Raw genomic sequence first — 23,235 nt, forward strand, 5'->3', positions numbered from 1 at the left:
ACCTATTAACTATAAACACTTGCCAATAAATAACCATTCTCCAAAAGACTTAACCATTATATAAACCCTTTAAAAACAATGGCTAATAAAAGTTAAATGTAGACTTAAGTTTGATGAAAAAAGGCACTTTTACATAAAATTATTGTGTAAAGCGGGAAAACGAACGGGAAATTGACGGGTTGCTACCAGCATTATGATTTCGCTTTAACTAGCCAAGCGGTACAATATGGCCAAACCCTTTGAACATGTTTGAATATGGCCTGGCTACAGTTACGAATAAATACCTCCTCAGAATACGCTGAATCAATTGGCGATATGCTAAGCGCTAACGGTTCGCAAGCGGTAACCTATGTAGATGCGAAAGACACGCCTATGTACGAGCCTAAGCCTGGTGAAATTATGCTGTGGCCCGACACGCAAGTGGTGGGCTTGTTTGAAGCCACCGATGACATGAAAGCCATCATTAAACGATTAGGCAAAGCGCGCATTCTAGGTTCAGATTTTAAATACAAACTAGAGCCACTTGAAGACAAAGACTGGGAACGTGAGTGGATGGATAATTTCCACCCTATGCAATTTGGTACCCGCTTATGGATTTGCCCGAGCTGGCGTGATGTGCCAGACCCTAATGCCGTTAACGTGATGCTAGACCCAGGCCTTGCCTTTGGAACGGGTACTCACCCTACAACTGCCCTGTGCTTACGTTGGTTAGACGGTATCGACGTTGCTAATAAAGTGGTTGTGGATTTTGGTTGTGGTTCAGGCATTTTAGCCCTAGCGGCACTTAAATTAGGCGCTAAGCGAGTCGTCGCCATTGATATCGACCCACAAGCGCTTCAAGCCACACAAGAAAATGCCCGCCGTAACGGCGTTGAAGACAGGCTTGATGTTTATCTGCCGGCTGACCAACCCACGCTAGAGGCCGATGTAGTAATGGCGAATATATTATCTGGCCCACTTCTAGAGCTTCAAGATGTTATTTCATCTTACTGTAAACCGTCGGGCTTACTCGTCCTTTCCGGCATTCTTGCTGAACAAGTAACCAAAATTGAAGCTGCCTACACCCGCGATTTTGCCCTTGATGAGAGCGCGATTGATGGAGAATGGGCGCGAGTGTCTGGTAAAAAACTCGCCTAAATGTAAATTTTTTGTCTTTCAATGCCTTTCAATTCGCGGCCTTTGAGAGATTTGATTAAAATTCACTCTGCAAAACGGTGATAGATGGCTAATGTTACAGTTTTTTTTCACTGTCAAGCCCATAGAGTGAAATTTTGTGTGATTTTTAGCCTTTTCAAGTATTGCGAAAACACGTACACTTAGCGCCCCGTTTTAGCCGGGTGTATAAATTCTGTGCAGTTCTAGATGGCGAAATATGCGAATTGGTTCCTATACGTTAGATAACAATTTGATGCTGGCTCCAATGGCTGGCGTGACTGACCGTCCATTTCGTCAACTATGTAAACGTATGGGTGCGGGGCTTGTGGTGTCGGAAATGCTTTCAAGCAATCCAAAGGTATGGAATACCGCAAAATCACAAGCACGAATGAATCATGAGGGCGAAGAAGGTATTCGTTCTGTACAGATTGCAGGTGCTGATCCAGAGCTTATGGCCCAAGCGGCACAATTTAATGTTGAGAACGGTGCGCAAATCATCGATATCAACATGGGTTGTCCAGCCAAAAAGGTGAATAAGAAACTGGCAGGTTCCGCGTTGCTTCAGTACCCGAGCACGGTGGAATCAATCATTAAAGCAGTGGTTAATGCTGTAGATGTTCCTGTAACACTTAAAATTCGTACCGGCTGGAATACCGATAACCGCAATGGGGTTGAGATAGCCCGCATTGCTGAGCAAAACGGCATACAGTCACTGGCTGTTCACGGTAGAACGCGAGCTTGTATGTACAAAGGAGAGGCGGAGTTTGACACTATCCGTCGTATAAAGGAGGCAATTTCGATACCCGTAATTGCCAACGGAGATATTACCTCTCCTGAAAAAGCACAACAGGTACTGAATTGTACCGGTGCAGATGGTGTGATGATAGGTCGCGGTGCTCAAGGCAATCCTTGGATTTTTAAAGAGATCCTGCATTACCTAGAAACTGGCGAGAACCTAAAGCCACCACCATTGTCTGAACAGTATGAGATTTTGCACGAGCACGTCGCTAATGTACAAAGCTTCTACGGTGAAGTCGCCGGTGTAAGAATTGCCCGCAAGCATGTGGGCTGGTATCTCTCGGAACACGATACGGATCGTCAATTTCGTAAATCGTTCAACGCTATCGAGGATGCGTCAGCGCAACTTGAAGCACTAAACGCTTATTTTGAAGCGCTGCAGAATCGAGAAACCCGACAGATTTCTCCTGCAGCATAGTAATGACTAACTTAAGAGCAAGACAGTATTATGTTCGATCAAAACGTGACTTCACCTTTTACTACTACAGTAACTACGCCTTCTCAGACGCAAGCACAAAAGCCACTTCGTGACTCAGTAAAGCAAGCGGTTAATAAATACTTGAAGCAACTGGACAACGCCAACATCGATAATTTATACGAAATGGTACTGGCCGAAGTTGAGGCCCCGCTGCTGGAAGAAGTTATGACTTACACCCGCGGCAACCAAACCCGCGCTGCCATTATGATGGGAATCAACCGTGGCACGCTTCGCAAAAAGCTGAAGCAGTACGGCATGAACTAAAATCACCGGGCCTAGCCCACCGAAGAGCACCTACAGGTGCTCTTTTTGTTTCACCACTCTTAACTTTGAAGCTTATATTTTATGCAAACACCAAAACCCATTAAACGTGCTCTATTAAGTGTCTCTGATAAAACCGGTATCCTCGATTTCGCCACCGCGCTGCATAACGCTGGGGTGGAACTTCTGTCGACGGGCGGTACTGCTAAACTCATCGCTGAAGCTGGCTTGCCAGTAACAGAAGTGTCTGACCACACAGGTCACCCAGAAATTATGGCTGGCCGTGTAAAAACCCTTCACCCTAAAATTCATGGCGGCATTTTGGCTCGACGTGGTATTGATGAAGCGGTAATGGTCGAAAACAACATTGCTCCAATCGATTTGGTGGTAGTGAACCTTTACCCATTTGCTGCAACAGTGGCTAACGACGATTGCACGTTAGAAGACGCTATTGAAAATATCGATATTGGCGGCCCTACCATGGTTCGCGCTGCGGCTAAAAACCATAAAGATGTAACCATTGTTGTTAAAGCTGCCGACTACGGCCGCGTTCTAGCTGAAATGGAAACAAACGAAGGTTCACTGACTTACAAAACCCGCTTCGACCTAGCGATTAAAGCGTTTGAGCATACTGCTGAATACGACGGCATGATTGCTAACTACTTTGGCGCACGTATTGATGCTACCGATTGCGAAGACGACTGCGGACATGAGCACAGCGAATTCCCACGTACATTCAACGTTCAGGTTAGCAAGAAACAAGATTTGCGTTACGGTGAAAACAGCCATCAAAGCGCTGCTTTCTACGTTGAAAACGATATTCAAGAAGCGTCAGTGTCTACGGCCACTCAGCTTCAAGGTAAAGAATTGTCGTTCAATAACATTGCCGACACCGACTCTGCCCTAGAATGCGTTAAAGAATTCGAAGAGCCAGCTTGCGTTATTGTTAAGCACGCTAACCCTTGTGGTGTAGCTATTGGCGAAGACATTTTGTCTGCCTACGACCGCGCGTTTAAAACCGACCCAACCTCTGCGTTTGGCGGCATTATTGCGTTTAACCGCGAGTTAGATGCGAAAACGGCACAAGCGATTGTGGATCGTCAGTTCGTAGAAGTGATTATTGCACCTATCGTTAGCGACGAAGCAAAAGACATTGTCAGCACAAAGAAAAACGTACGCTTATTAGCGTGTGGTGATTGGGCTGGTCAACTAACAGACGGTTACGACTTCAAACGTGTTAACGGCGGGCTGCTAGTTCAAGAGCGCGACTTTGGCATGGTTGAAATGGAAGACCTTCAAGTAGTCACCAAACTTAAGCCTTCAGATGACGAACTTCGTGATTTGATGTTCTGCTGGAAAGTTGCCAAATACGTAAAATCTAACGCCATTGTATATTGTAAAGACGGTATGACAGTGGGTGTGGGCGCAGGTCAAATGAGCCGCGTATATTCTGCAAAAATTGCAGGTATTAAGGCCGCTGATGAAAACCTAGAAGTAGCAGGCTCTGTAATGGCATCTGACGCTTTCTTCCCATTCCGCGATGGCATTGATGCTGCCGCAGAAGCTGGCATTAAAGCCGTTATTCAGCCTGGTGGCTCAATGCGCGACCAAGAAGTGATTGATGCAGCCGACGAACACGGCATCGCCATGGTGTTCACTGGCATGCGCCACTTCCGCCATTAAAATAGATGATGCAGTAAGCGAGTACGAGTTTGGAGCACGCCGTAAACCCGTCCATGGGGGCTCCGCCCTCGTACTCACTACTACATCTTGCTAGCTTATTGCGTGCCGTGCTTTGGAAACAGATAGCTGGTTAGAGATGGGTGAAGGGTTACCTATGGCATCCTTGCCGCAGAGGGTTTAGTACTGGCATTCACTTCCCCTCTTTTGATAGCTAGGCTCTACAGTTGCCATTGAATAAAAGTGCGGAACACGCTAAAACTCACAATCCAATAGGCATGACGCCGGTTGATAGGAGTGAGAGCAGAAGGCATTCAAAACCTTCACAGCATGGATGCTTTAGCAGAGCGCCCATGGATGAGTCTGCCGCGTGTTTAAATGCAAACTGATCTCGTACTTAATAAGCATGACGCCGGTTGATAGGAGTGAGAGTAGAAGGCATTCAAAACCTTCCACAGCATGGATGCTGTGGCAGAGCGCCCATGGATGGGTTTACCGCGTGTTTAAATGCAAACTGATCTCGTACTTAATAAGCATGACGCCGGTTGATAGGAGTGAGAGTAGAAGGCATTCAAAACCTTCCACAGCATGGATGCTGTGGCAGAGTGCCCATGGATGGGTTTACCGCGTGTTTTGAATGCCTTCTACTCTCACTCTCAGCTCTGAAGCAAGAAAAAGCAAAACGGCAGAGTACAGATTTAGCATGTTGGGTGTCGGGTAGGTGTCATAGTTTGTTGTTAAGCTTAATCTGAAACTGGTGTTTATCAGTATTAGCAGTTAACGTAATCGCCGTTACCCTCGATGATAATAAGGAAATAACAATGAAGAAGTTAGCCAAATTAGTACTCGCAGCCACGCTTGGCATGTCAGCAACCTATGCTAGCGCCGATGCTATATCAGATGCAGCCATGAGCGAACACCGCTCAGCACAAGCCAAAGTACGTGATGAATTCCGTAATCCTCAGCAAACATTACGATTCTTTGGCGTTAAGCCAGACATGACAGTAGTTGAAATTTCACCAGGTGGCGGCTGGTATGCCGACATTATTGCGCCTTTGGTTCAAAAAGAAGGTCAGTACATTGCTGCTCACTTCTTCGTTGACGAGTCGACCAACGATTATTACCGTAAGTCGCTAGAAAACTTCAATCAAAAAGTAAAAGACAGCGCGCCTTATCAAGGTGTAAAAGTCACTGCTTTTCACCCAACCAAAGCCCTTGATATTGCAGAGCCTGGTAGTGCCGATGTGGTACTTACTTTCCGTAATATTCATAACTGGTACATGGGCCAAGGTGAAGAAGGCATCGACAACGCATTTGGTGCTTTCTTTAAAGCCCTTAAACCTGGTGGCGTGCTAGGTGTGGTAGAACATGAACTCCCTGAATCTGCTGACGATGCAGCGATGAAGAAAAGTGGCTATATGAAGCGTTCTTTCGTTGTTGCTGCAGCCGAGAAAGCGGGCTTTGAGCTTGAAGAAGCTAGTGACATCAATGCAAACTCTAAAGATACAGCCGACCACCCGCGCGGTGTATGGACGCTTCCTCCTAGCCTCAAATTAAAAGATCAAGATCGTGAGAAGTACCTTGCCATTGGCGAGAGTAATCGCATGACGCTTAAGTTTAAAAAGCCTAGTTTATAAAACCTAAGTCGTAAAACCAAAACCTTAAAACGGAATAGTTAATGAACGTACTTGTAATTGGCGGCGGTGGCCGCGAGCATGCGCTAGCTTACAAAGCAGCGCAATCTTCTGATGTTTCAACAGTGTTTGTTGCCCCTGGTAATGCTGGAACCGCAATAGAACCTAAGCTAGAAAACGTAGCAATTGATGTAAACGATATTCTTGGTTTACTGTCTTTTGCTAAAGGTAACGATGTTGAATTAACCATTGTTGGCCCAGAAGCGCCGTTGGTTGCAGGTGTGGTAGATGCGTTCACTAACGAAGGCTTAATGATATTTGGCCCTACACAAGCTGCCGCGCAGCTTGAAGGGTCTAAAGCCTTTACTAAAGATTTTCTAGCTCGCCATAATATTCCTACCGCTGAATATCAGAACTTTACTGAAATTGACCCAGCCATCGCTTACGTGCGTGAAAAAGGCGCGCCTATTGTAATTAAGGCAGACGGCCTAGCAGCAGGTAAAGGCGTAATTGTAGCGATGACGCTACAAGAAGCAGAAGATGCCATTCGCGACATGCTAGCAGGTAATGCCTTTGGTGAAGCTGGTAGCCGCGTTGTAGTAGAAGAATTCTTAGATGGTGAAGAAGCCTCGTTTATCGTTATGGTAGACGGTAAAAGCGTGCTTCCTTTTGCCACAAGCCAAGACCATAAGCGCGCCGCAAATGGCGACAAAGGCCCTAATACAGGTGGTATGGGTGCATACTCTCCTGCCCCAGTGGTAACACAAGAAATTCACGATCGCGTGATGAAAGAAGTGATTATGCCAACGGTTGAAGGCATGGCGTCAGAAGGTAATCCTTACATGGGTTTCTTGTACGCTGGTTTAATGATTATGGCCGATGGTACGCCCAAAGTGATTGAATATAACTGCCGCTTTGGCGACCCAGAAACCCAGCCTATTATGCTGCGTTTACAATCTGATATTGTCGCTTTGTGCCAAGCGGCCTGTAAGGGCGAGCTTGATAGCCAAACGATTGAGTTTGATGAACGTGCCGCCATCGGCGTGGTTCTTGCGGCAGGTGGTTACCCTGGTAGTTATGATAAAGGCGATGAAATTACTGGCTTTGAGCATGCAGCCGAATTAGACGGCAAAGTTTTTCACGCCGGTACGTCACTAGAAGACGGCAAAGTGGTGACTAACGGTGGCCGCGTATTGTGCGCCACTGCCATGGGTAATAACGTGACTGAAGCGCAGCAAAAAGCGTATGAGCTTGTAAATGCAATTCAGTTCAAAGACGCGTATTTTCGCACCGACATTGGCTACCGTGCCATTGCCCGTGAGTCTAGTGCCGACGAAGCGCTTATAGATGCCATGTAGATGTCTTATTGAGCCTCTTATTTAATCTCTTGTTAAGAGAAACGCTGAGTAAAAGCTCATGTAAACGCCGCCTAAGCTAATTATACTTCGGCGGCGTTTTTGTTTGTATTAACCCGTGCTTACTTTAACTCAAGCACATCAAATACAGACGCATCTTTGTATCCTTGGTTTTTATCCCCGTCTATTGGGATTATAGGGTGAGACCCCATGAAGTGCTCTCTATCGCCTCCGTCGGCATCACAGTAAGCCAGCATAAAACCTAGCTTCATGCCCTTTTTAAGCGTTACAGGGGTGTTGGATTCACCGTGCACATAATCATCAGCATACACTTTTATTGCGGTTTCCCAATGCACCACAAACGGGGCGTCTGATTGGCGTTTCCACGCACTATCAACATGGTCGTTATAAAGCTGTGGCACAGCTTCACCCTTATTTTCTGTTGCCATGCTTGGGCCGATATCCGCCACTTGGTTGTCTAACGCTAAGTGGTATGCAAAAGCATTGTAGTTGTTGAAGTGGTCGCCACCTGAGCCGTCTGCATCAATGAATATCTCTAAACAATCGTCATCCCAATAACGCTCTATGGGCGAGGCATAGGTGTCAGATAAATGGTCATCTCGAATTTCAGCCAACAAATACAGGGCATCTTCGTTCCAGCGAAGTTTATACTTTCCTGTAAAATCACTGGCAGAGGGTGTATCACCAATGATCACTTCATTCATAGGATACCAATCATCCCCTTGCCAAAGTGCCTCGTTCGCTATCCCATCAATAGTGGGTGCAGCTTCGGTATGCAGTGCTTCATCTGCATTTACACTTACCGTAGCTGTACACATTACCACTGCCAGCCAATGACATGCTTTCATAGTTAATCCTTATTTTATTAACGGTGTATTTTTGCTTACCTGCCGATTCTTGGTAGAGTATTAAACTGCACCTGTAACGCAAAGGCATTTATGTCACTTCAGACCACTTGCTACAATATTTTAGCTTCTTATAAAGATGCTCAATCACATCACAAAACAAGTAAGTACTTTGATGTGATACTCGTGACTGTCATTGTGATTAATATCGCTACTATGATGCTATCTACCGTGCCGGGTACCTCTTCACAATGGGGTACAGAGTTACACATTATTGAAGTGATTTCTGTCTGCCTTTTTACCCTTGAGTACATACTTCGTATTTGGAGTAGTGGCGCAGCACCGCCTTCGGCACTAGCATCGTCAAAAGACGTTCAATTGCATACGCCTTGGCAAAAGCGCTGGTACTATCTTAAAAGTCCTATGGCGCTGATTGATTTGCTTGCCATATTACCTTTCTACCTAAGCATGTTTGTTACCCTAGATTTACGGATATTACGGGTATTCAGAGTGCTGCGAATATTAAAACTTGGGCGCTACTCGCGCTCGATGCAAACGCTGATTACTGCCATAAGAAACGAGTCTCATGCATTAATTGCCGCACTCAGCGTGCTGATGTTGTTTACCGTTATTGCTGCCACCTGCATTTATTACATTGAACACACTGCGCAGCCTGAGGCATTCAGCAGTATACCTGCTTCACTATGGTGGGCAGTGGTAACACTCACTACTGTGGGCTATGGTGACATTGTTCCCATCACGCCTGGGGGCAAACTTTTTGGTGGTTTAATCACCATTTTAGGCATCTGCTTTTATGCCCTTCCAGCAGGTATTTTGTCGTCTAGTTTTACCGCTCAAATGCAGTTAAAAAGAGACCGCTTTAAAGAAACCGTTCGTACGGCATTGGAAGATGGGAAATTTAGCGACCACGATGCTAATCACTTGGAGCGAATGCGAGCACTACTTGATTTAGATGAAGAAGAAGCTCGACTAATCATTCGCTTACTGCAACATCATCATAAAAACGACAGCCGTGAAAAAGATAGCTAAAATATGCTGGGTAATTGCTCACTCGACCCCTTACTTAAGTCTAACTCTTGATTAATGGTGACAGTGGGCTTATAACTAGTACCCGTCATTTCTCAAACGAATTTCTATGTCTGTAAAACATCCAATTATTGCCATTACCGGTTCGTCAGGGGCAGGAACAACCACGACAACCAATGCTATACGCCACATTTTCAGAAACTTAAATGTGAACGCAGCAGTGGTTGGCGGCGACAGTTTCCACCGATTTACTCGCCCGGAAATGGAAGTGGAAATTCGCAAAGCCCAAGAACAGGGCCGACATATTAGTTACTTTGGCCCGAAGGCCAACGATTTCGAATTACTCGAAACCCTCTTTAGAGAATACGGAAGCTCGGGTTCAGGCCAGTTCCGCCAGTACCTGCACACCTTTGATGAAGCCGTGCCTTTTAATCAAATGCCGGGCACCTTTACCCCATGGCAAGATTTACCACAAAATACCGACTTACTGTTTTATGAAGGCTTGCATGGCGGCGTAAAGACCGAAGAAAATGATGTAGCCAAGCATGTGGATTTATTGGTAGGCATGGTGCCTATTGTAAACCTTGAGTGGATTCAAAAAATTGTGCGCGATACCACCGACCGAGGCCATTCACGTGAAGCGGTAATGAGTAGCATCGTGCGTGGGCTAGATGATTATTTCCAATACATCACGCCCCAGTTCTCTCAAACCCATGTTAACTTTCAACGTGTACCTACTGTAGACACCTCAAACCCTTTCAGTGCTCGTGAAATCCCTACGCAAGATGAAAGTTTTGTTGTGGTTCGCTTCAGGCGTGAAATGAAGCATGTTGACTATCCTTATTTACTGCAAATGATTGATGGCGCGTTTATGTCGCGTATTAATACACTCGTAGTACCTGGCGGTAAAATGGGGTTAGCCATGGAGCTTATTCTTACTCCACTATTGGAAGATATTCTAAATAGAAAGCGTCGTGCTGGCCACCAAATGGATTGGTTGAATTCTCAAGAATAATTAGTTCTAACAGATTTTATATAACATTAAAAAATTTCAAAACAGGCTTTCTAGGAAGCCTTATTTAATTATTTTAGATAACACAAGAAATTAGACTAAAGTATTAATTCTTGAATTTTAAATGCTATTTTTCCTTATCAACATTGCACTAAAATGGTTACTTAGAACGTACCAAATTCTTTTTGATATTTATTCCTCAAACGCCATCTCTTGCCTGCTTTAATTTTATATTAAAGATATAAATGCTATTAAAACAATTAAATTCAAAGCGTTATTCATAACTTCACTTATTTATGTTGTTGCTCAAAATTAACAAGTGAATCGACCAGACTTTACTAGACAGATTTTCGTTTGAATTCTTCTAGCTTTTCATAAGCCAGTGAAGGCATATTATTCGCTTCACCATGCTTCCGTCTAGAGTTATAAAACATTTCGATGTAATCGAATCAATTTAGCTACGCGATGTTTGCTGCAAGCTTCGCCTAAATCCTTAAGGTCACTCGTGACTTTTCTATACCCATAGACACAGCCACTTTCTAGCCAAGAATGCTTAATTAACCCCATCAGGCGCTCATCTTCTAACTGTCGCTTTGATTTCGGTTTATCCACCCATGCGTAGAAGCCACTTCGTTGTATTAAAAGTGCTTCACACATTAGTTTTATTGGGTAATTCTTGAGCCTAGCTTTTATGAACGCGTATTTTTCTTTGACTCGCCCGCGAAAAATATGGTTTCCTTTAGGATGTCGCGTTCCATTGTTACGCGTTTATGTTCTTTCTCTAGCTGCTTAATTCGGTCGGATTGTTCTTGAGACTGCCTATGTTCTTCACTCTCTGGGCCGTAGGCTTTTATCCAGTTATACAGCGAACTGCTAGTCACTCCCAGCCTCTCAGAAACGCTTGCCACCGAATAACCTTGGTCGGTAACTTGTTTGACGGCTTGTATTTTAAATTCTTCTGTAAATCGCTGAGACATCTTTTCTCCTTAGTACACATAGTTATAAAGCAATTAAGTGTCTAGAGAAGTCTGGTCGATTCACAACCTGCAAACTCAATTGATATTTCAGGTTATAAGCAACAAACCTCGATACTAGTACAGGAAGCCAAGCCCAACTAAGAATTTAACTCGCCAACGTGTTATCTATGTTTCCTTTGGCTGCTTTGGTTAGCTTTAGTTTCTTACCTAATCCGAGTAAAACAGGAATTAAAATGAGTGTAATCGGCGTTGCAAATAATTCGCCAAAAACTAACGAAATAGCCGCTGGCTTGAGATATTGAGCTGTTTCTGAGTTTTCCATCAGCAGCGGCAACAACCCGCACACCGTAGTTACTGTGGTCAGGAAAATGGCTTTCATTCTACTCTTACCCGACTCAAAAAGTGATTCAGTTAAAGGCATACCACCGCGATGAAGTTGATTGAACCGTGTCATCAGTACTAAAGAGTCATTCACCACAACCCCAGTCATCGCCATCATGCCAAACAACGACAATATGCTAACGCTCACGCCCATTAGCGCATGCCCTAACACCGCACCCGCAAAACCAAAAGGTATAACTGACATAATGATCAACGGTTGAAAGTAAGATTTCAACGGAATAGCAAGCAATACATAAATAAGAAATAACGTCATCACTAACGCTTTTCTAAATCCCGATTGCACTTCAGTAATCTCTGCAAACTCTCCAACAGGAGTAACTTTAACGCCTGGATATTGGAGCAGTAAATTTGGTAATACTCTAGTTTCCAACGCTTGCCAAACAGACTCTGGAGAACTAACATCCCTGTTATGACGCCACTGTATAGTAACCACTTCATCGCGGTTGCGACGGTAAAGCACCTCAGGGGTTCGACTGTATTTAATGTCACTTACCTGTCCAAGACTGGCGAACCCACCATTCGGCAAAGCTACCCTGGTACTTTTTAGCTGCGAAACAGATTTCCTCGCCTGCTCTGGCAATGCCACGATGACAGAAACTTCTTCACCGTCATCTAATAAACGATGCAATTCTATTTCGCCAAAAGCCCCTCCGACTAAAACAGCCAGATCGCGTTGAGTAAGTCCAAGTTGTTGGCCTCTCTCATTCAAGGTCACGGAGAGTTGCCGTCGACCCGCTTGACTGTCATCAAAGGGGTTTCCAACACCCGGTAATGATTCGATGTGTCCTTTCAGTTGCTCGGCTACTTGTTTAGCAATTTCCCTTGTATTAGCAGATATAGCAATTGCAGTCCCACCCGCTGGCTCATCTGCTAAACTAAAATCGATCGAATAATGGCCTTCAACATATCCGGTCTCTAGCTGCCAAGCTTCGAGTATTGACTGACTGGGAATACCCTGCAAAGCCGCCTTGGATAATTCAATAGTTGCCTCGATTTTCTTGCCATTATCAACGGCCACCAAGCTTTTAGTTATTACTGGTTGATCAAATGAAAATTTGTTTTGCAACCGATAGTTGGTTGAGGCTATTGCTGATTCCATTTGTATTGCGTTCCGATTGGTCAACTCTGGTGAAGCATCTTGATCCATTATGACGGTTGCAGTTCCATACCGCCCTGGGATCTCGGGGAAAAACACCGCAGGAATAGTGCCTTTTACCAGTCCTCCCCAAGCGATTAGCATAACAGATCCGAATAACATTAGAGTCGTGGCTTGATGTCTAAGCGCGAACTTGAGCGAAGGTTCAAAGAGATTTTGAGAAAACAACTGCAGTCCACGCTGACAAACTTCACGCAACGCCATAAAAAAACGACCAAACAAGTTCGGCACGTATTTTTTTTGTGACACAAAACTAAGGTGTGATGGTAGTATTAGCTTGCTTTCTATCAACGAGAAAATTAGAGCAAATATCACAACTGCGGAAAACCCAGCGAGAATCTCCGCGAGTTCATTTTCTATCCACAACATCGGCGAAAATGCTGCGATAGTCGTTAATACACCAAATGTAGTCGCCGTTGAGACAACATTAACGCCATGCCATGCTGCTTGTTTAGGATCGCTATGTTTTTTTCGCGCATCATGAATGCTCTCACCGACGACCACGGCATCATCAACAAGTACACCCAATACTAAAATCATACCGAACAAAGTAATGTCGTTAATGCTGTAATTGAACTGTGGTAAATCCATTAACCACAATGCACCAGAGAGAGAAACGGGAATTCCCAACGCTACCCAACAAGCTAAGCGTAGTTCCAAGAAAATACCGAGTATAACCAATACGATGACTAAGCCTTGAATGGCGTTGTTACTGAGTAAATCCAGTTGCTCTGTGATATAAGGTGCCATATCTGCCATCACGGTGGCTTCAATACTGGTCGGTAGCAGTGGTTGAACTTCGCTGAGCACGTGTTTAGTTGCTTCACTAACCTTGAGCAAATTGTCTTCACTACTGGTCTCTACCATTAGAGCAACAGCTTCTTTACCCGCAAAGCGAACAACACTGTCATCCTCTTGATGAATACGCGCAACGTCCGCAATATCTCGTAGAGCTAATTTTCCTTGCGCTGAAGTGATAATAGGCAATTGCGTCAAACGTGTTAGGCTATCAGCGAAACCATCGCCTCGCAAAGTGATCCGGCCATTTTCAGTTTTTAATTCTCCGCTTCGATACTCGAGTGACCATTCGGAGATTTGCTCTGCTAAAGACTCGGGAGTTAAACCGAAGTGTTGAAGTTTGTGTGGATCTGGACAAATCGACAATTTGCTCTTCTTTTTACCTAAATTAGTAATTTTGGAGATCGCGGGATGCTTTTTTAACGCCTTTTGGATCTGGTTAGTCGCCTGTTGCAGGGTGCTCTCATCTACGTCACCGTGAACAACTATAAATGAAGCCAAATTGCCAAATTCATCGGGGATGATCCTAGGACGTTCGGCTTTGTCAGGAAAGCCGACAATGGCTTCAACCTGATTTCGCACGTTCTCTATCAGCTTATCCAAGTCAGTTCCTGACGTTTTACGCACAGTAATTTCAGCATACCCCGCGTGAGAAGCGCTCATTACGCTTTTAATCCCCGCCACGCCGCTAATGGCATTTTCAATTCGCTGTGTGATGCTACTATCAATTTGCTCAGGAGTGGCTCCTGGGTAAACTACAGAAATATTGAGTCGCGACGGAGAAGTTTGAGGAAAACTCTCCACGCGAATATTACTAATGGTCAAGTATCCGGAAACAAGAATAAAAGCCATTAATAAATTGGCTGCTACCGGATTATCAAGGAACCAGCGAGTTAACCACTTCACAACGTACCTCCTCGACTATCTTCCGTCACGGGCTCTACCTGCTGACCGATCAACATTGTACTAATCGGGTAACGCACTATCTCACGAGTTGCTTCAGGCTGTTTAAAAAATTGGAAGCAAACGCGGTCATCAAACTGCTCTTGAATCCGAATTTGCGATTTTTCCAGACGACCATTTTCTACTATCCAAACATAACCATCAGGTGTCAGCGCAGTTGCTGGAGCGCACACAACATGGTCAATTTCCTGTCCGATCAGGGTTACGCTAACCATACTATTAGGAAGAAGAGACTTGTCTTTTCCGTAAGGCTCTTCAATAAATAACACCAATTGTGACTGCCGAGTAAGTTCAGAGTTAGAAGGCATCTCGTAGCGTAAGCGCGCTTCCCACTTTTGCTTTAATTGGTCGATGACAAAAACAACGGTTTGATCATCCAAAGTGCCCAACTTCTTCTTTTGACTAGGTGACAACTCAATGTGCACATCAATACTGTCACTAGCGATTAATGTGAAAAGCCTATCGCCAGAATTAACCCACTGACCAAGAACAACCCGACGCTCAAACACTATTGCTTCAAATGGAGGATATAAATGGGTTTCGGTCAAGCGATGTTGAGCTTGTTCACGTGCATTAATTGCTGCTTGCAAATTGGCTCTTGCAGCTTCGATGTGGGGCTCAAAGCGTCCGAAATCCGAGACCTTGTTTCCCACAGAAACTTGCTCAACGACGGTTTGTTCATGTTTCAAGCGCGCCAATTCCAGCTGCGCTTGTTTTACTTGGGCATCAGTGTTGGCTAAGTGAGCTTTATAATTTGTGTCGTCGATTTCTACCAATAAAGTGTCAAGTGCAACCGAATCTCCTGGCTTAGTTCCTTGACTCAAGGTAGTTACGCGCCCTTCTACTGCAGAAATTAGATCAATCTGCCATCTAGCCTGAGTAACACCTACCACGGATTCTTTCACACGATAAACCATCGGTGTTACTTCCAGTGTACTAACCTTAAGAATCGGTTGCTGACTTGCTAAATCATTGGGTTCCACCGCATCTTCGGTGAGCATCCAGAGTACTGTCATTATAAACAACGCCGATGCGCCAATCTGAACCAATCTACGATTTATAAACACACTATTCTCCAACACATAAATGCTTTACATAATATGAGACACACTTGTATCATAAATACATACACTTTATGATACAAGTGTGTCTCACGCTTTTTTTATCTTCATTGCAGAGGAGACTCTATGACTTCAACAATTGATGCTCGCTCAGAACGCTCAAGAATAGCCCTGATCCAAGCGGGTATGGTTTTACTTGCCGAAAACAAAAATACTAGTTTGTCAGATGTTGCGCAGGCTGCTGGAGTAGGACGAGCAACACTCTACCGACACTTTGACACTCGCGAACAGCTTATAGAAGCAGTTGCAAGACAATGTATTGGAGCTTTCAATTCAGTGACAGCTTCAATAGAGAAGACTGCTTCGTCTTATCTCGATGCCATTCGTTTGATGTTTGAAAAGGTAATGCCAATGCACCAAGAGCTTACATTTATTATGAAGCTTGATGCATTGGTTGAGGATAATTTCAGTCTTGAAGATCTTTATCGCCAACAAGACGAAGAGTTACGCGAGATGCTTAAGCAATGTCAAAAGGAAAACAGTATTCGAAAAGATTTTTCCATTGATTGGTTAATGGCGTTGTTAGACGGCTTATTTATTGCCTCTTGGCAAATGGTAGCAAAGCATAATATACCGCATGCCGATGCCGCCAAGTTGGCATTTGAAAGTTTTTGCGCCGGCGTAGCTGATAATGATTGAGGAACTGTTTTCATTAAAGGCTATATTTAAGCGCTATCCATTTCGTATAACACTTACACTTCTTCTGGTGGTGTCTGAATCTCTATTAGATCTTTTATTTCCATTAGTTATCGGTTGGGCAGTCAATGATTTGGTTAACAGTGAATTTAAAGGTTTAGTCATGTTGGGGGTTTTAGGTATAACCAGTTTATTTATTGGCTCAGCTAGACGCTTCTACGATACACGTCTTTACAGTGGGATATACAGTGAAACAGCGTCGAGAGTGGTATCTAGTGGAAGGAAACAAGGCTTGTCTGTCTCTAAAATCAGTGCACGAAGCAGTTTGCTAACTGAGCTTGTAGAGTTCTTTGAACATTCCATTTCAGGTATTTTCCTTAGTTTAATTGGTGTAGTTGGTGCCTTGGCGGTTATTGCGACACTAAATTTTGAGATATTCTTTGCTTGCCTAGGTCTGCTGCTTTTGATGACGACAATGTACTTTTTAACCGGAGGTAAACAATATCAGTATCATAGTCACTACAATCAAATACTCGAGCAACGAGTAGACTTCCTGAGTGGGAGAACAAATGCAGCGGTGCGCAGCCATTTTCTTAACCTGATGCGTTGGAATGTAAAGTTGTCAGATATAGAAACACTGAATTTTGGGATTATTTGGTTAGGTACCATTGCACTGTTGATAGCAACACCGTTGTTAGCCATAGATGGAGCTAAGAGTGTACCTAAAGTTGGAACTATTTTAGCCCTGTTCATTTATGTGTTAGATTACAGTGAGAAAGTCGTTACCTTACCATTTTTCATTCAACAACTAATTCGGCTCAAAGAAATTTCTAATCGCATGAATTAGTCGCCTTATATAACTCAGGAAATGACACTATCTATGTCAAATTTGTTAGCGTTACAAAGATGTTTAAACTACTCTAAAATCGACTACTCACTTGACAAGGTGTTCATAGATGAAGCCAACAAACTCTATTACTGAGCTTCGGCTTTGGAGCACGAAAACTCTCCTAAGACTTAGTAGGGCAGTGGCATCTTTACTTATCGTGGGAAACAGCAGCGGTCCCCGCTGGGCTGCTGCCTAGTTGAAGGCATTGGACGAGTGAAGATATTTGTTAAATTTGCCGACATTCGTCTATACATGGATACCGTCGACTTCAGCAAATCGATAGTTTAATTGTCGTTGTTGAGCAGGATATGGACCTTAATCCGGTTCGCAATGCATTGTTTGTCTACTGCAATAGAAAAACGCGATATAGTCAAAATGCAATATTGGGATAAGACGGACTTCGCACTTGGTACAAGCGACTATAGGGGCATCGATTTCAGTGACCTGTCGAAACAGAATGTCAACCACTGCACATCAGTGAAAAACAGCTATAACGGCCGTTATTAGGGTACGATGTCATTGGTCATCAACTCCTGCACCACAACGCATCCAGTTTATAACCTATGATCATATGTAACGGTTATCGAGCACGAAAAGGCCTTAATAACATTGCATAGTTAGCGGCTTATTGCTAATAGTCTTTTTGATAGCGAAAAAGCTCATCCAAGACAGCTTGGGTTGCCAACCACTAAATAATAGACGCCTTATGTAGCCTTCAAATGTAAACAAGTAGACATAGGAAAATGTCAGCCAGTTCCACCCAGTATCATAGTCTAGGATCTCATGTAGTAGCAGGTAGTTAGCATCAAAAACATCGATAGTAATCAATAAATATCAGTAGATTTGGCATACCTAAGGCAAATAAAAAAGTGGCTTTCAAAAAGCAGTTTTCTAGCTACGACCTAGCCATAATTTTGTATCAGCAAGCCTATGCCCAAGCTCGCTAACACAACAAAAGTAGTGACGGCTCAGCATCCATCGTCAGTTTGAAGTCTACAAAATCATCACCGAAAATGCGAACTACCTGTTTCTTTCGAAAAGAACCAGCCAGAACAATAGTATTCGGAACAAATTAACATACTTAAGCGAAAGCTACGGCTGACACTTACCAATTAGGTATTGACTAAAAAGTCTATTTTAACTAATCGCCCTCCAGATATTTCTTGATTGGTGTAATGCCAGTGCATCAAAGAACAAATTCGCTCTACCAAGATTAAACCAAGGCCAAAACCATAGTCAGAGCTTGATTTATCATAGCTTGAATCGAAACTGTCTTCATTTTTTATCGTCACTTTACCGTTTGTAAGCTCAACTAAGACATATCCAGCTTGGGTGTATTGCATTGCATTGCGAATAACATTGCTAATCGCCATCTGACACGGTGTTATTGGCAAAGTCACCACACATGGAGTTAGGGATAAATTAATATCAACATCTTTGCCTTCAACTAAATGATAATTATCGGTTATAATATCCGTAATTATTGAATCTAAAGCAATCGGTTGCTCTGGAAATGGCTCACTATTTTCATAGCCGAGCCAGAGTACGGTTTCCGTAAGCTTTTTCATATCTTTAATGGCACGTTCTATTCGGTGTACTGTCTCTTGACAATCATCGGAAATAATCAATTGAGATAAATAACGCTTTAATAGTTCTACATTCATACCCGCCACGGCAATCGGGGTTCGCAATTCGTGACTAGTGGTTTTCAATAGAAATTGCTCTTTTGAGACAATATTTTCCATATTTATAAACGATTGCTGGAAGGGGATGGCAACCGTGTTTAATTCTTTAAAAGAAAAATCTGGAATCGCATCATGCATGTTACTCGCTGACAAATTACGAACCCAAAGCTCTAGCTTGCCTAAAGGCCGTAGAAAGTGTAGTACCATCCATGTTATAAAGAAAAAAGCGAATATTAATGAAAGCGATAACACAAAAAGCAGCGGACTTGCAGTATCGAGTATATAGGTTGTAATCTCATGAGAAATTTCGCTAAGTTGTTCCCAATCTTCATCATTTTCAAATACGACATAAATAGGACTGTTATCATGTAAATATTTGAGACCAATAATATAGCTTATACCTTGAAGTTCTATATTTTGATAACCTGGCTCTTCTACATTTTTTTTAAAATAGTTTGATAACTCATTAGGCAAGTCAGCTGGGTTTTTAGTAAATATTACCCCTTCATCACGTGGTAACTTTGCATTGTTGCTTTTCTGATAAGCGATATTGTATCGTTCAATCTCATCATCGAGCATCCAAACAATTGTTATTTCAGTGCCTTCACCCAACATTAAAATAGCAACACTGTTGTAAACAATAAATAACACGATCAATATTGTCGACTGAATTGACAAAATGAATTTACGGATACTCTTCTGGAATTTCATTGGGCTCCCTTATCGCAAATCCATGCCCTCTAACTGTTTCGACCAATGAGATTTTACTATCACCGTCAACAATTTTTCTCAGTTTATGTATTTGTACTTTTAAATTATTACTGCCAGGGGGCTCATCCCCCCATACTGTTTGTACTAAATCGTTACGATCAACTACATTTGGACTTTTTCTCAGGAGGAATTCTAATATAGTCCAACAAACTGGCGTCAGTATCAGTTCATTGTTAGCTCGAGTTACTTTTTTTCGCTCTATATCCATACAAAGATCCGCAACTTGAAGTTTTAAACTCTGGCCACTTTTTCTTTTTGCCAAAGCTCTTAAACGAGCTAACAATTCATCTAGTGCAAACGGCTTAATCAAATAGTCATCTGTGCCTGCATCAAATCCTGCTAATTTATCAAATAAAGTACCACGTGCAGTCAACATTAATATTGGCGCATCAATTCCCTGACTTCTTAATTTCTGACAAACGGATAGGCCATCTAAACCAGGTAGATTAATATCTAAGATAAACACATCATATTTATTCTTGACGGCAAAATTAAAGCCTGCGTGCCCATTACCGACATAGTCGGTATCAAACCCTTCTAAGGTTAGAAATTGAATAATGGTTTTGGCCAAATCAACATTATCTTCTATTAATAAGACTCTGGTATTCATCAAATTCCTTCACTTAAGCATGACTACAGCAATAACTCAGTTACTTGTTCACGACTTAGAAACGATTGGGGACTTGCAGTTGCTCCGTAAGCACCTGACATTAATATAGCGATGTGATCTCCAACATTTGCACTTGGTATATTGATATTGGTGGCAATGATATCCAAAGGTGTACACAAGGGCCCAACAATATTCACCTCTTCTTTGAATTTACTATCAACCTTATTAGCTATCAACACTGGGTAATTCTTCCTGATCACCTGTCCAAAGTTTCCTGAGTTTGCTAGATGATGATGCATGCCGCCATCACATACGAGGAACTTCTTCTCCCTTGAAACTTTCTTGTCGATCACTTTGGTCAAATAAAGGCCCGCTTGCGCAACTAAATATCTTCCTAATTCCAAGTGAAATTCCGTTTTTGTAAACGCTGGCGGTAACTTATCAATATATATAGCTAAGTTTGAGCAAACCCTGGCAATATCTAACGGCTTTTCGTGTTGAAAATAAGTAACACCAAAACCACCGCCAATATTGATTTGTTTTGGTATAACTTTCGCGGCATTTGATAACTCAACAGCTAGCGAAATGGTACGCTGATAGACATCACTCAATAGTTCAGCAGATAATATTTGAGAGCCACAAAAAATATGAAAGCCAACAAAATGGCAATATTCACGATTTATTGATTGGATAAGTTTAGGAACTTTTTCACTATCTACGCCAAATGGCTTGGCACCACCGGTCATTTTCATGCCTGCACCTCTAATATGAAATGCAGGGTTCACACGTAAAGCGATATTAGCCTTCTTGCCTATTTCTTTGGCATGGACAGATACTCGAGCCAGCTCAGATTCTGACTCTACATTGATTACAACACCAGCGGTTAGAGCAGCGACTAACTCTTTATCAGACTTGCCAGGTCCTGCAAGGCTCACTTTATTTGCTGGCATACCAGAAGATAATGCAATCATTAGCTCTTTATGCGAAGCAACATCCAATCCATTGACTTGGCTGGCAATATGAGAAACTAACGCAGACATTGGATTTGCTTTAACTGCGTAATGTAAGTGAACTCGGTTTGGTAAAAGTCTTTTTACCTGCTCAATCGTTCGGCTAATCATGTGGCGGTCGTAAATATAGCAAGGGCTGTCACCAGCAATGTTAATAATTTCTGAAGCGGTTTTGCCTGCAAAAACTAGCTGATTGTTGACAATTAGCTCTTGAAAGTCGGTTTGATTGATATTCATTGCGAATCAACTACTCAAAAAAGTGATTATATTTAGATTTAATTTTCGCCCTATCGAACTTCCCATTGGGGTTTTTAGGTAGTTCTGGCCAAAAGTCGATAAATTTAGGCCTCATAAAGTTAGGCAGTTCGGTAGTAATGTGTCGACCAATAGCACGCCTTGTCGCAAATAAGTCGTAATCTTCTGAAACCGCGACGACAGCGACAATAGCTTGTCCTAATTCAGGGTGATCTGCAGGAACAACTACGGCTTCTTCAACTTGGGAGCAAGCATAAAGTACATCTTCAACCTCAGTTGCACTGACTCTGTAGCCAGAAGTTTTGATCAAATCATCATTGCGAGATACAAAGTAAAGGTATCCGTCAGCGTCCTTCTTAACAATATCTCCTGACCAAACAGCTAACTCTTGTCGGTTCAATTCGGATCTAGAAAATGGTGCTGCTTTGAAACGTTGCGCTGTTTTTGCGGGAGAATTCCAATATCCCTGTGCGACAAGTGGTCCACAATGTACTAGCTCACCCTCTTCCCCTGGTTCGCACTCCTCTCCGAGACTATTTATGACGTATATTCTCGCATTGGGAATGGCTTTTCCAAATGAGTTAGGTCGAGACGTCGCCTCTTCTGGAGGGAGATAACAAGATCGAAACGCTTCTGTTAGACCATACATTAAAAATGGTTTGCTTGTAGGAAGTTTATCTAGCAATTTATCTAACGTAGTTCTCGGCATTGCGCCTCCAGAATTACAAAAATACCTAAGCTGCTTAGTAACACTTTCAGGCCAGTTCATCACTGATAATTTATTCCATAGGGTAGGAATTAACGACAAACCAGTAATTGAGTGCTGTTCTAGTGAGTTAATAATATCTTGCGGAAATAAGTATTCCATCAGAAAACAACTGCCACCTGCAAAAAATGATGTCGTCAACTGACTAAAGCCATAGTCAAAGCTTAGCGGCAAAACAGCAAGCACTCTGTCAGACGGGGTTATAGCCAAATACTGTGAAACACTTGCAGCTCCTACCACTAGATTTTGGTGTGATAAGACAACACCTTTTGGTGCCCCTGTACTGCCTGATGTATAAAAAATAGCAGCAATATCTGTTGAAATCACAGTTGGTAACGCAACAGAATCATTAGCTAAAGTTAGAAATTGCTCCCAAAAACATACCTTAGGTTTATAGGCAGAAGTTTCATCTCGAACATAACATGGGCTTAGAATGGATTGCGCAAACACCGCGCTGCAGCTATCAATCAAGATAATATGCTCTACTGAGTTAGGTAGTGATTCTGACAGTGTTTGATACCGCTGCTGGGTTGTAATTAACACCTTTGCCTGACAATCATCAACGATATGATTCACTTGTTTCGCTTTTAACACAGGGTTAATTGGAACAAACACTCCCCCCGAGACAGATGTTGCGAACATACACATCACCGCTTGGTTAGACTTTGGCAAATAAATTACTACTCGCTCTCCTTTGCTTATGTCGATAGAACTGAACGACATTGCTAGGTTTTTGATATGATTTTGCAGCGCTTGATAGCTCAGCCAGCCAGAACTATCACCAAGAGCTCTATCATTGGGGCGAATATTCGCCTGAGCAAATAGCAAGCTATGTAATGACTGAAGTATTGCTTGTTGCATCCGTTATATTTTCCTGTTGTGAAGTAGTAATAGTTGCATGGCGTTCAGA

19 protein-coding genes are annotated in these 23,235 nt (G+C 42.9%); 10 read left to right on the forward strand and 9 right to left on the reverse strand.

Translation table 11 applies throughout. The annotated features are described in order from the left end of the window. Positions 1–255: 255 nt before the first annotated feature. The 6 genes from prmA (at position 256) to purD (ending at position 7,364) form a co-directional block, all read left to right on the forward strand. On the forward strand, positions 256–1,137 hold the full coding sequence (gene prmA / locus AMBT_RS20730; RefSeq protein WP_013786627.1) for a 50S ribosomal protein L11 methyltransferase: 882 nt from the start codon (positions 256–258) through the stop codon (positions 1,135–1,137). Positions 1,138–1,372: 235 nt separating this feature from the next. Next, positions 1,373–2,371: a tRNA dihydrouridine synthase DusB gene (dusB, locus tag AMBT_RS20735; RefSeq protein WP_013786628.1), complete on the forward strand. Its 999-nt coding sequence runs from the start codon at positions 1,373–1,375 to the stop codon at positions 2,369–2,371. A gap of 30 nt (positions 2,372–2,401) precedes the next feature. After that, positions 2,402–2,695, forward strand: coding sequence for a DNA-binding transcriptional regulator Fis (fis, locus tag AMBT_RS20740; RefSeq protein ID WP_012520109.1), 294 nt, complete (start codon positions 2,402–2,404; stop codon positions 2,693–2,695). A gap of 81 nt (positions 2,696–2,776) precedes the next feature. After that, complete coding sequence (gene purH, locus AMBT_RS20745) at positions 2,777–4,375, forward strand: bifunctional phosphoribosylaminoimidazolecarboxamide formyltransferase/IMP cyclohydrolase (protein WP_013786629.1); 1,599 nt, start codon at positions 2,777–2,779, stop codon at positions 4,373–4,375. An 818-nt stretch (positions 4,376–5,193) separates the two neighbouring features. Continuing rightward, positions 5,194–6,009, forward strand: coding sequence for a class I SAM-dependent methyltransferase (locus AMBT_RS20750; RefSeq protein ID WP_013786630.1), 816 nt, complete (start codon positions 5,194–5,196; stop codon positions 6,007–6,009). A 41-nt stretch (positions 6,010–6,050) separates the two neighbouring features. Beyond that, positions 6,051–7,364, forward strand: coding sequence for a phosphoribosylamine--glycine ligase (gene purD, locus AMBT_RS20755; protein ID WP_013786631.1), 1,314 nt, complete (start codon positions 6,051–6,053; stop codon positions 7,362–7,364). 119 nt (positions 7,365–7,483) lie between these two features. Here the strand turns inward: purD and AMBT_RS20760 are convergent, their stop codons facing one another. Continuing rightward, complete coding sequence (locus AMBT_RS20760; RefSeq protein WP_013786632.1) at positions 7,484–8,230, reverse strand: sugar-binding protein; 747 nt, start codon at positions 8,228–8,230, stop codon at positions 7,484–7,486. Positions 8,231–8,320: 90 nt separating this feature from the next. Between AMBT_RS20760 and AMBT_RS20765 the strand changes: the two genes are divergently transcribed. Both AMBT_RS20765 and AMBT_RS20770 read left to right on the forward strand, forming a co-directional pair. Continuing rightward, entirely contained in the window at positions 8,321–9,277 is a 957-nt protein-coding gene (locus tag AMBT_RS20765) for an ion transporter (RefSeq protein ID WP_013786633.1), read from the forward strand. Between the two features lie 106 nt (positions 9,278–9,383). Further along, on the forward strand, positions 9,384–10,289 hold the full coding sequence (locus tag AMBT_RS20770) for a phosphoribulokinase (protein WP_013786634.1): 906 nt from the start codon (positions 9,384–9,386) through the stop codon (positions 10,287–10,289). A gap of 420 nt (positions 10,290–10,709) precedes the next feature. Here the strand turns inward: AMBT_RS20770 and AMBT_RS23215 are convergent, their stop codons facing one another. From AMBT_RS23215 to AMBT_RS20790, 4 genes are all read right to left on the reverse strand, one after another. Further along, positions 10,710–10,943, reverse strand: coding sequence for an IS3 family transposase (locus AMBT_RS23215; protein WP_013786635.1), 234 nt, complete (start codon positions 10,941–10,943; stop codon positions 10,710–10,712). 32 nt (positions 10,944–10,975) lie between these two features. Beyond that, positions 10,976–11,263 carry a transposase gene (locus AMBT_RS20780; RefSeq protein WP_013786636.1) on the reverse strand — a complete coding sequence of 96 codons (288 nt, stop codon included), beginning with the start codon at positions 11,261–11,263 and terminating at the stop codon, positions 10,976–10,978. Between the two features lie 145 nt (positions 11,264–11,408). Beyond that, the gene (locus tag AMBT_RS20785; protein ID WP_013786637.1) at positions 11,409–14,525 is read right to left on the reverse strand and encodes an efflux RND transporter permease subunit; all 3,117 of its coding nucleotides are present in this window, start codon (positions 14,523–14,525) and stop codon (positions 11,409–11,411) included. After that, a complete protein-coding gene (locus tag AMBT_RS20790) occupies positions 14,522–15,598 on the reverse strand; it encodes an efflux RND transporter periplasmic adaptor subunit (protein WP_148259138.1) in 1,077 nt (358 codons plus the stop codon). The genes AMBT_RS20785 and AMBT_RS20790 overlap by 4 nt, the downstream gene beginning before the upstream one ends. Positions 15,599–15,769: 171 nt before the next feature. Between AMBT_RS20790 and AMBT_RS20795 the strand changes: the two genes are divergently transcribed. Next, complete coding sequence (locus AMBT_RS20795; protein ID WP_013786639.1) at positions 15,770–16,342, forward strand: TetR/AcrR family transcriptional regulator; 573 nt, start codon at positions 15,770–15,772, stop codon at positions 16,340–16,342. Further along, on the forward strand, positions 16,335–17,186 hold the full coding sequence (locus AMBT_RS20800) for an ABC transporter six-transmembrane domain-containing protein (RefSeq protein WP_013786640.1): 852 nt from the start codon (positions 16,335–16,337) through the stop codon (positions 17,184–17,186). The genes AMBT_RS20795 and AMBT_RS20800 overlap by 8 nt, the downstream gene beginning before the upstream one ends. A gap of 1,154 nt (positions 17,187–18,340) precedes the next feature. Here the strand turns inward: AMBT_RS20800 and AMBT_RS20805 are convergent. The 4 genes from AMBT_RS20805 to AMBT_RS20820 are packed head-to-tail and all read right to left on the reverse strand — an operon-like array spanning position 18,341 to position 23,186. Then, positions 18,341–19,624, reverse strand: a complete 1,284-nt coding sequence (locus AMBT_RS20805) for a sensor histidine kinase (RefSeq protein ID WP_013786641.1) — start codon at positions 19,622–19,624, stop codon at positions 18,341–18,343. Then, positions 19,599–20,294, reverse strand: coding sequence for a response regulator transcription factor (locus tag AMBT_RS20810; RefSeq protein ID WP_013786642.1), 696 nt, complete (start codon positions 20,292–20,294; stop codon positions 19,599–19,601). The genes AMBT_RS20805 and AMBT_RS20810 overlap by 26 nt, the downstream gene beginning before the upstream one ends. A 23-nt stretch (positions 20,295–20,317) precedes the next feature. After that, the gene (locus AMBT_RS20815) at positions 20,318–21,541 is read right to left on the reverse strand and encodes a pyridoxal-dependent decarboxylase, exosortase A system-associated (RefSeq protein ID WP_013786643.1); all 1,224 of its coding nucleotides are present in this window, start codon (positions 21,539–21,541) and stop codon (positions 20,318–20,320) included. A 10-nt stretch (positions 21,542–21,551) separates the two neighbouring features. Then, on the reverse strand, positions 21,552–23,186 hold the full coding sequence (locus AMBT_RS20820) for an acyl-CoA ligase (AMP-forming), exosortase A system-associated (protein WP_013786644.1): 1,635 nt from the start codon (positions 23,184–23,186) through the stop codon (positions 21,552–21,554). Positions 23,187–23,235 lie beyond the last annotated feature (49 nt).

Source organism: Alteromonas naphthalenivorans, from assembly GCF_000213655.1.
In the GTDB taxonomy this organism is placed as follows: Bacteria; Pseudomonadota; Gammaproteobacteria; order Enterobacterales; family Alteromonadaceae; genus Alteromonas; species Alteromonas naphthalenivorans.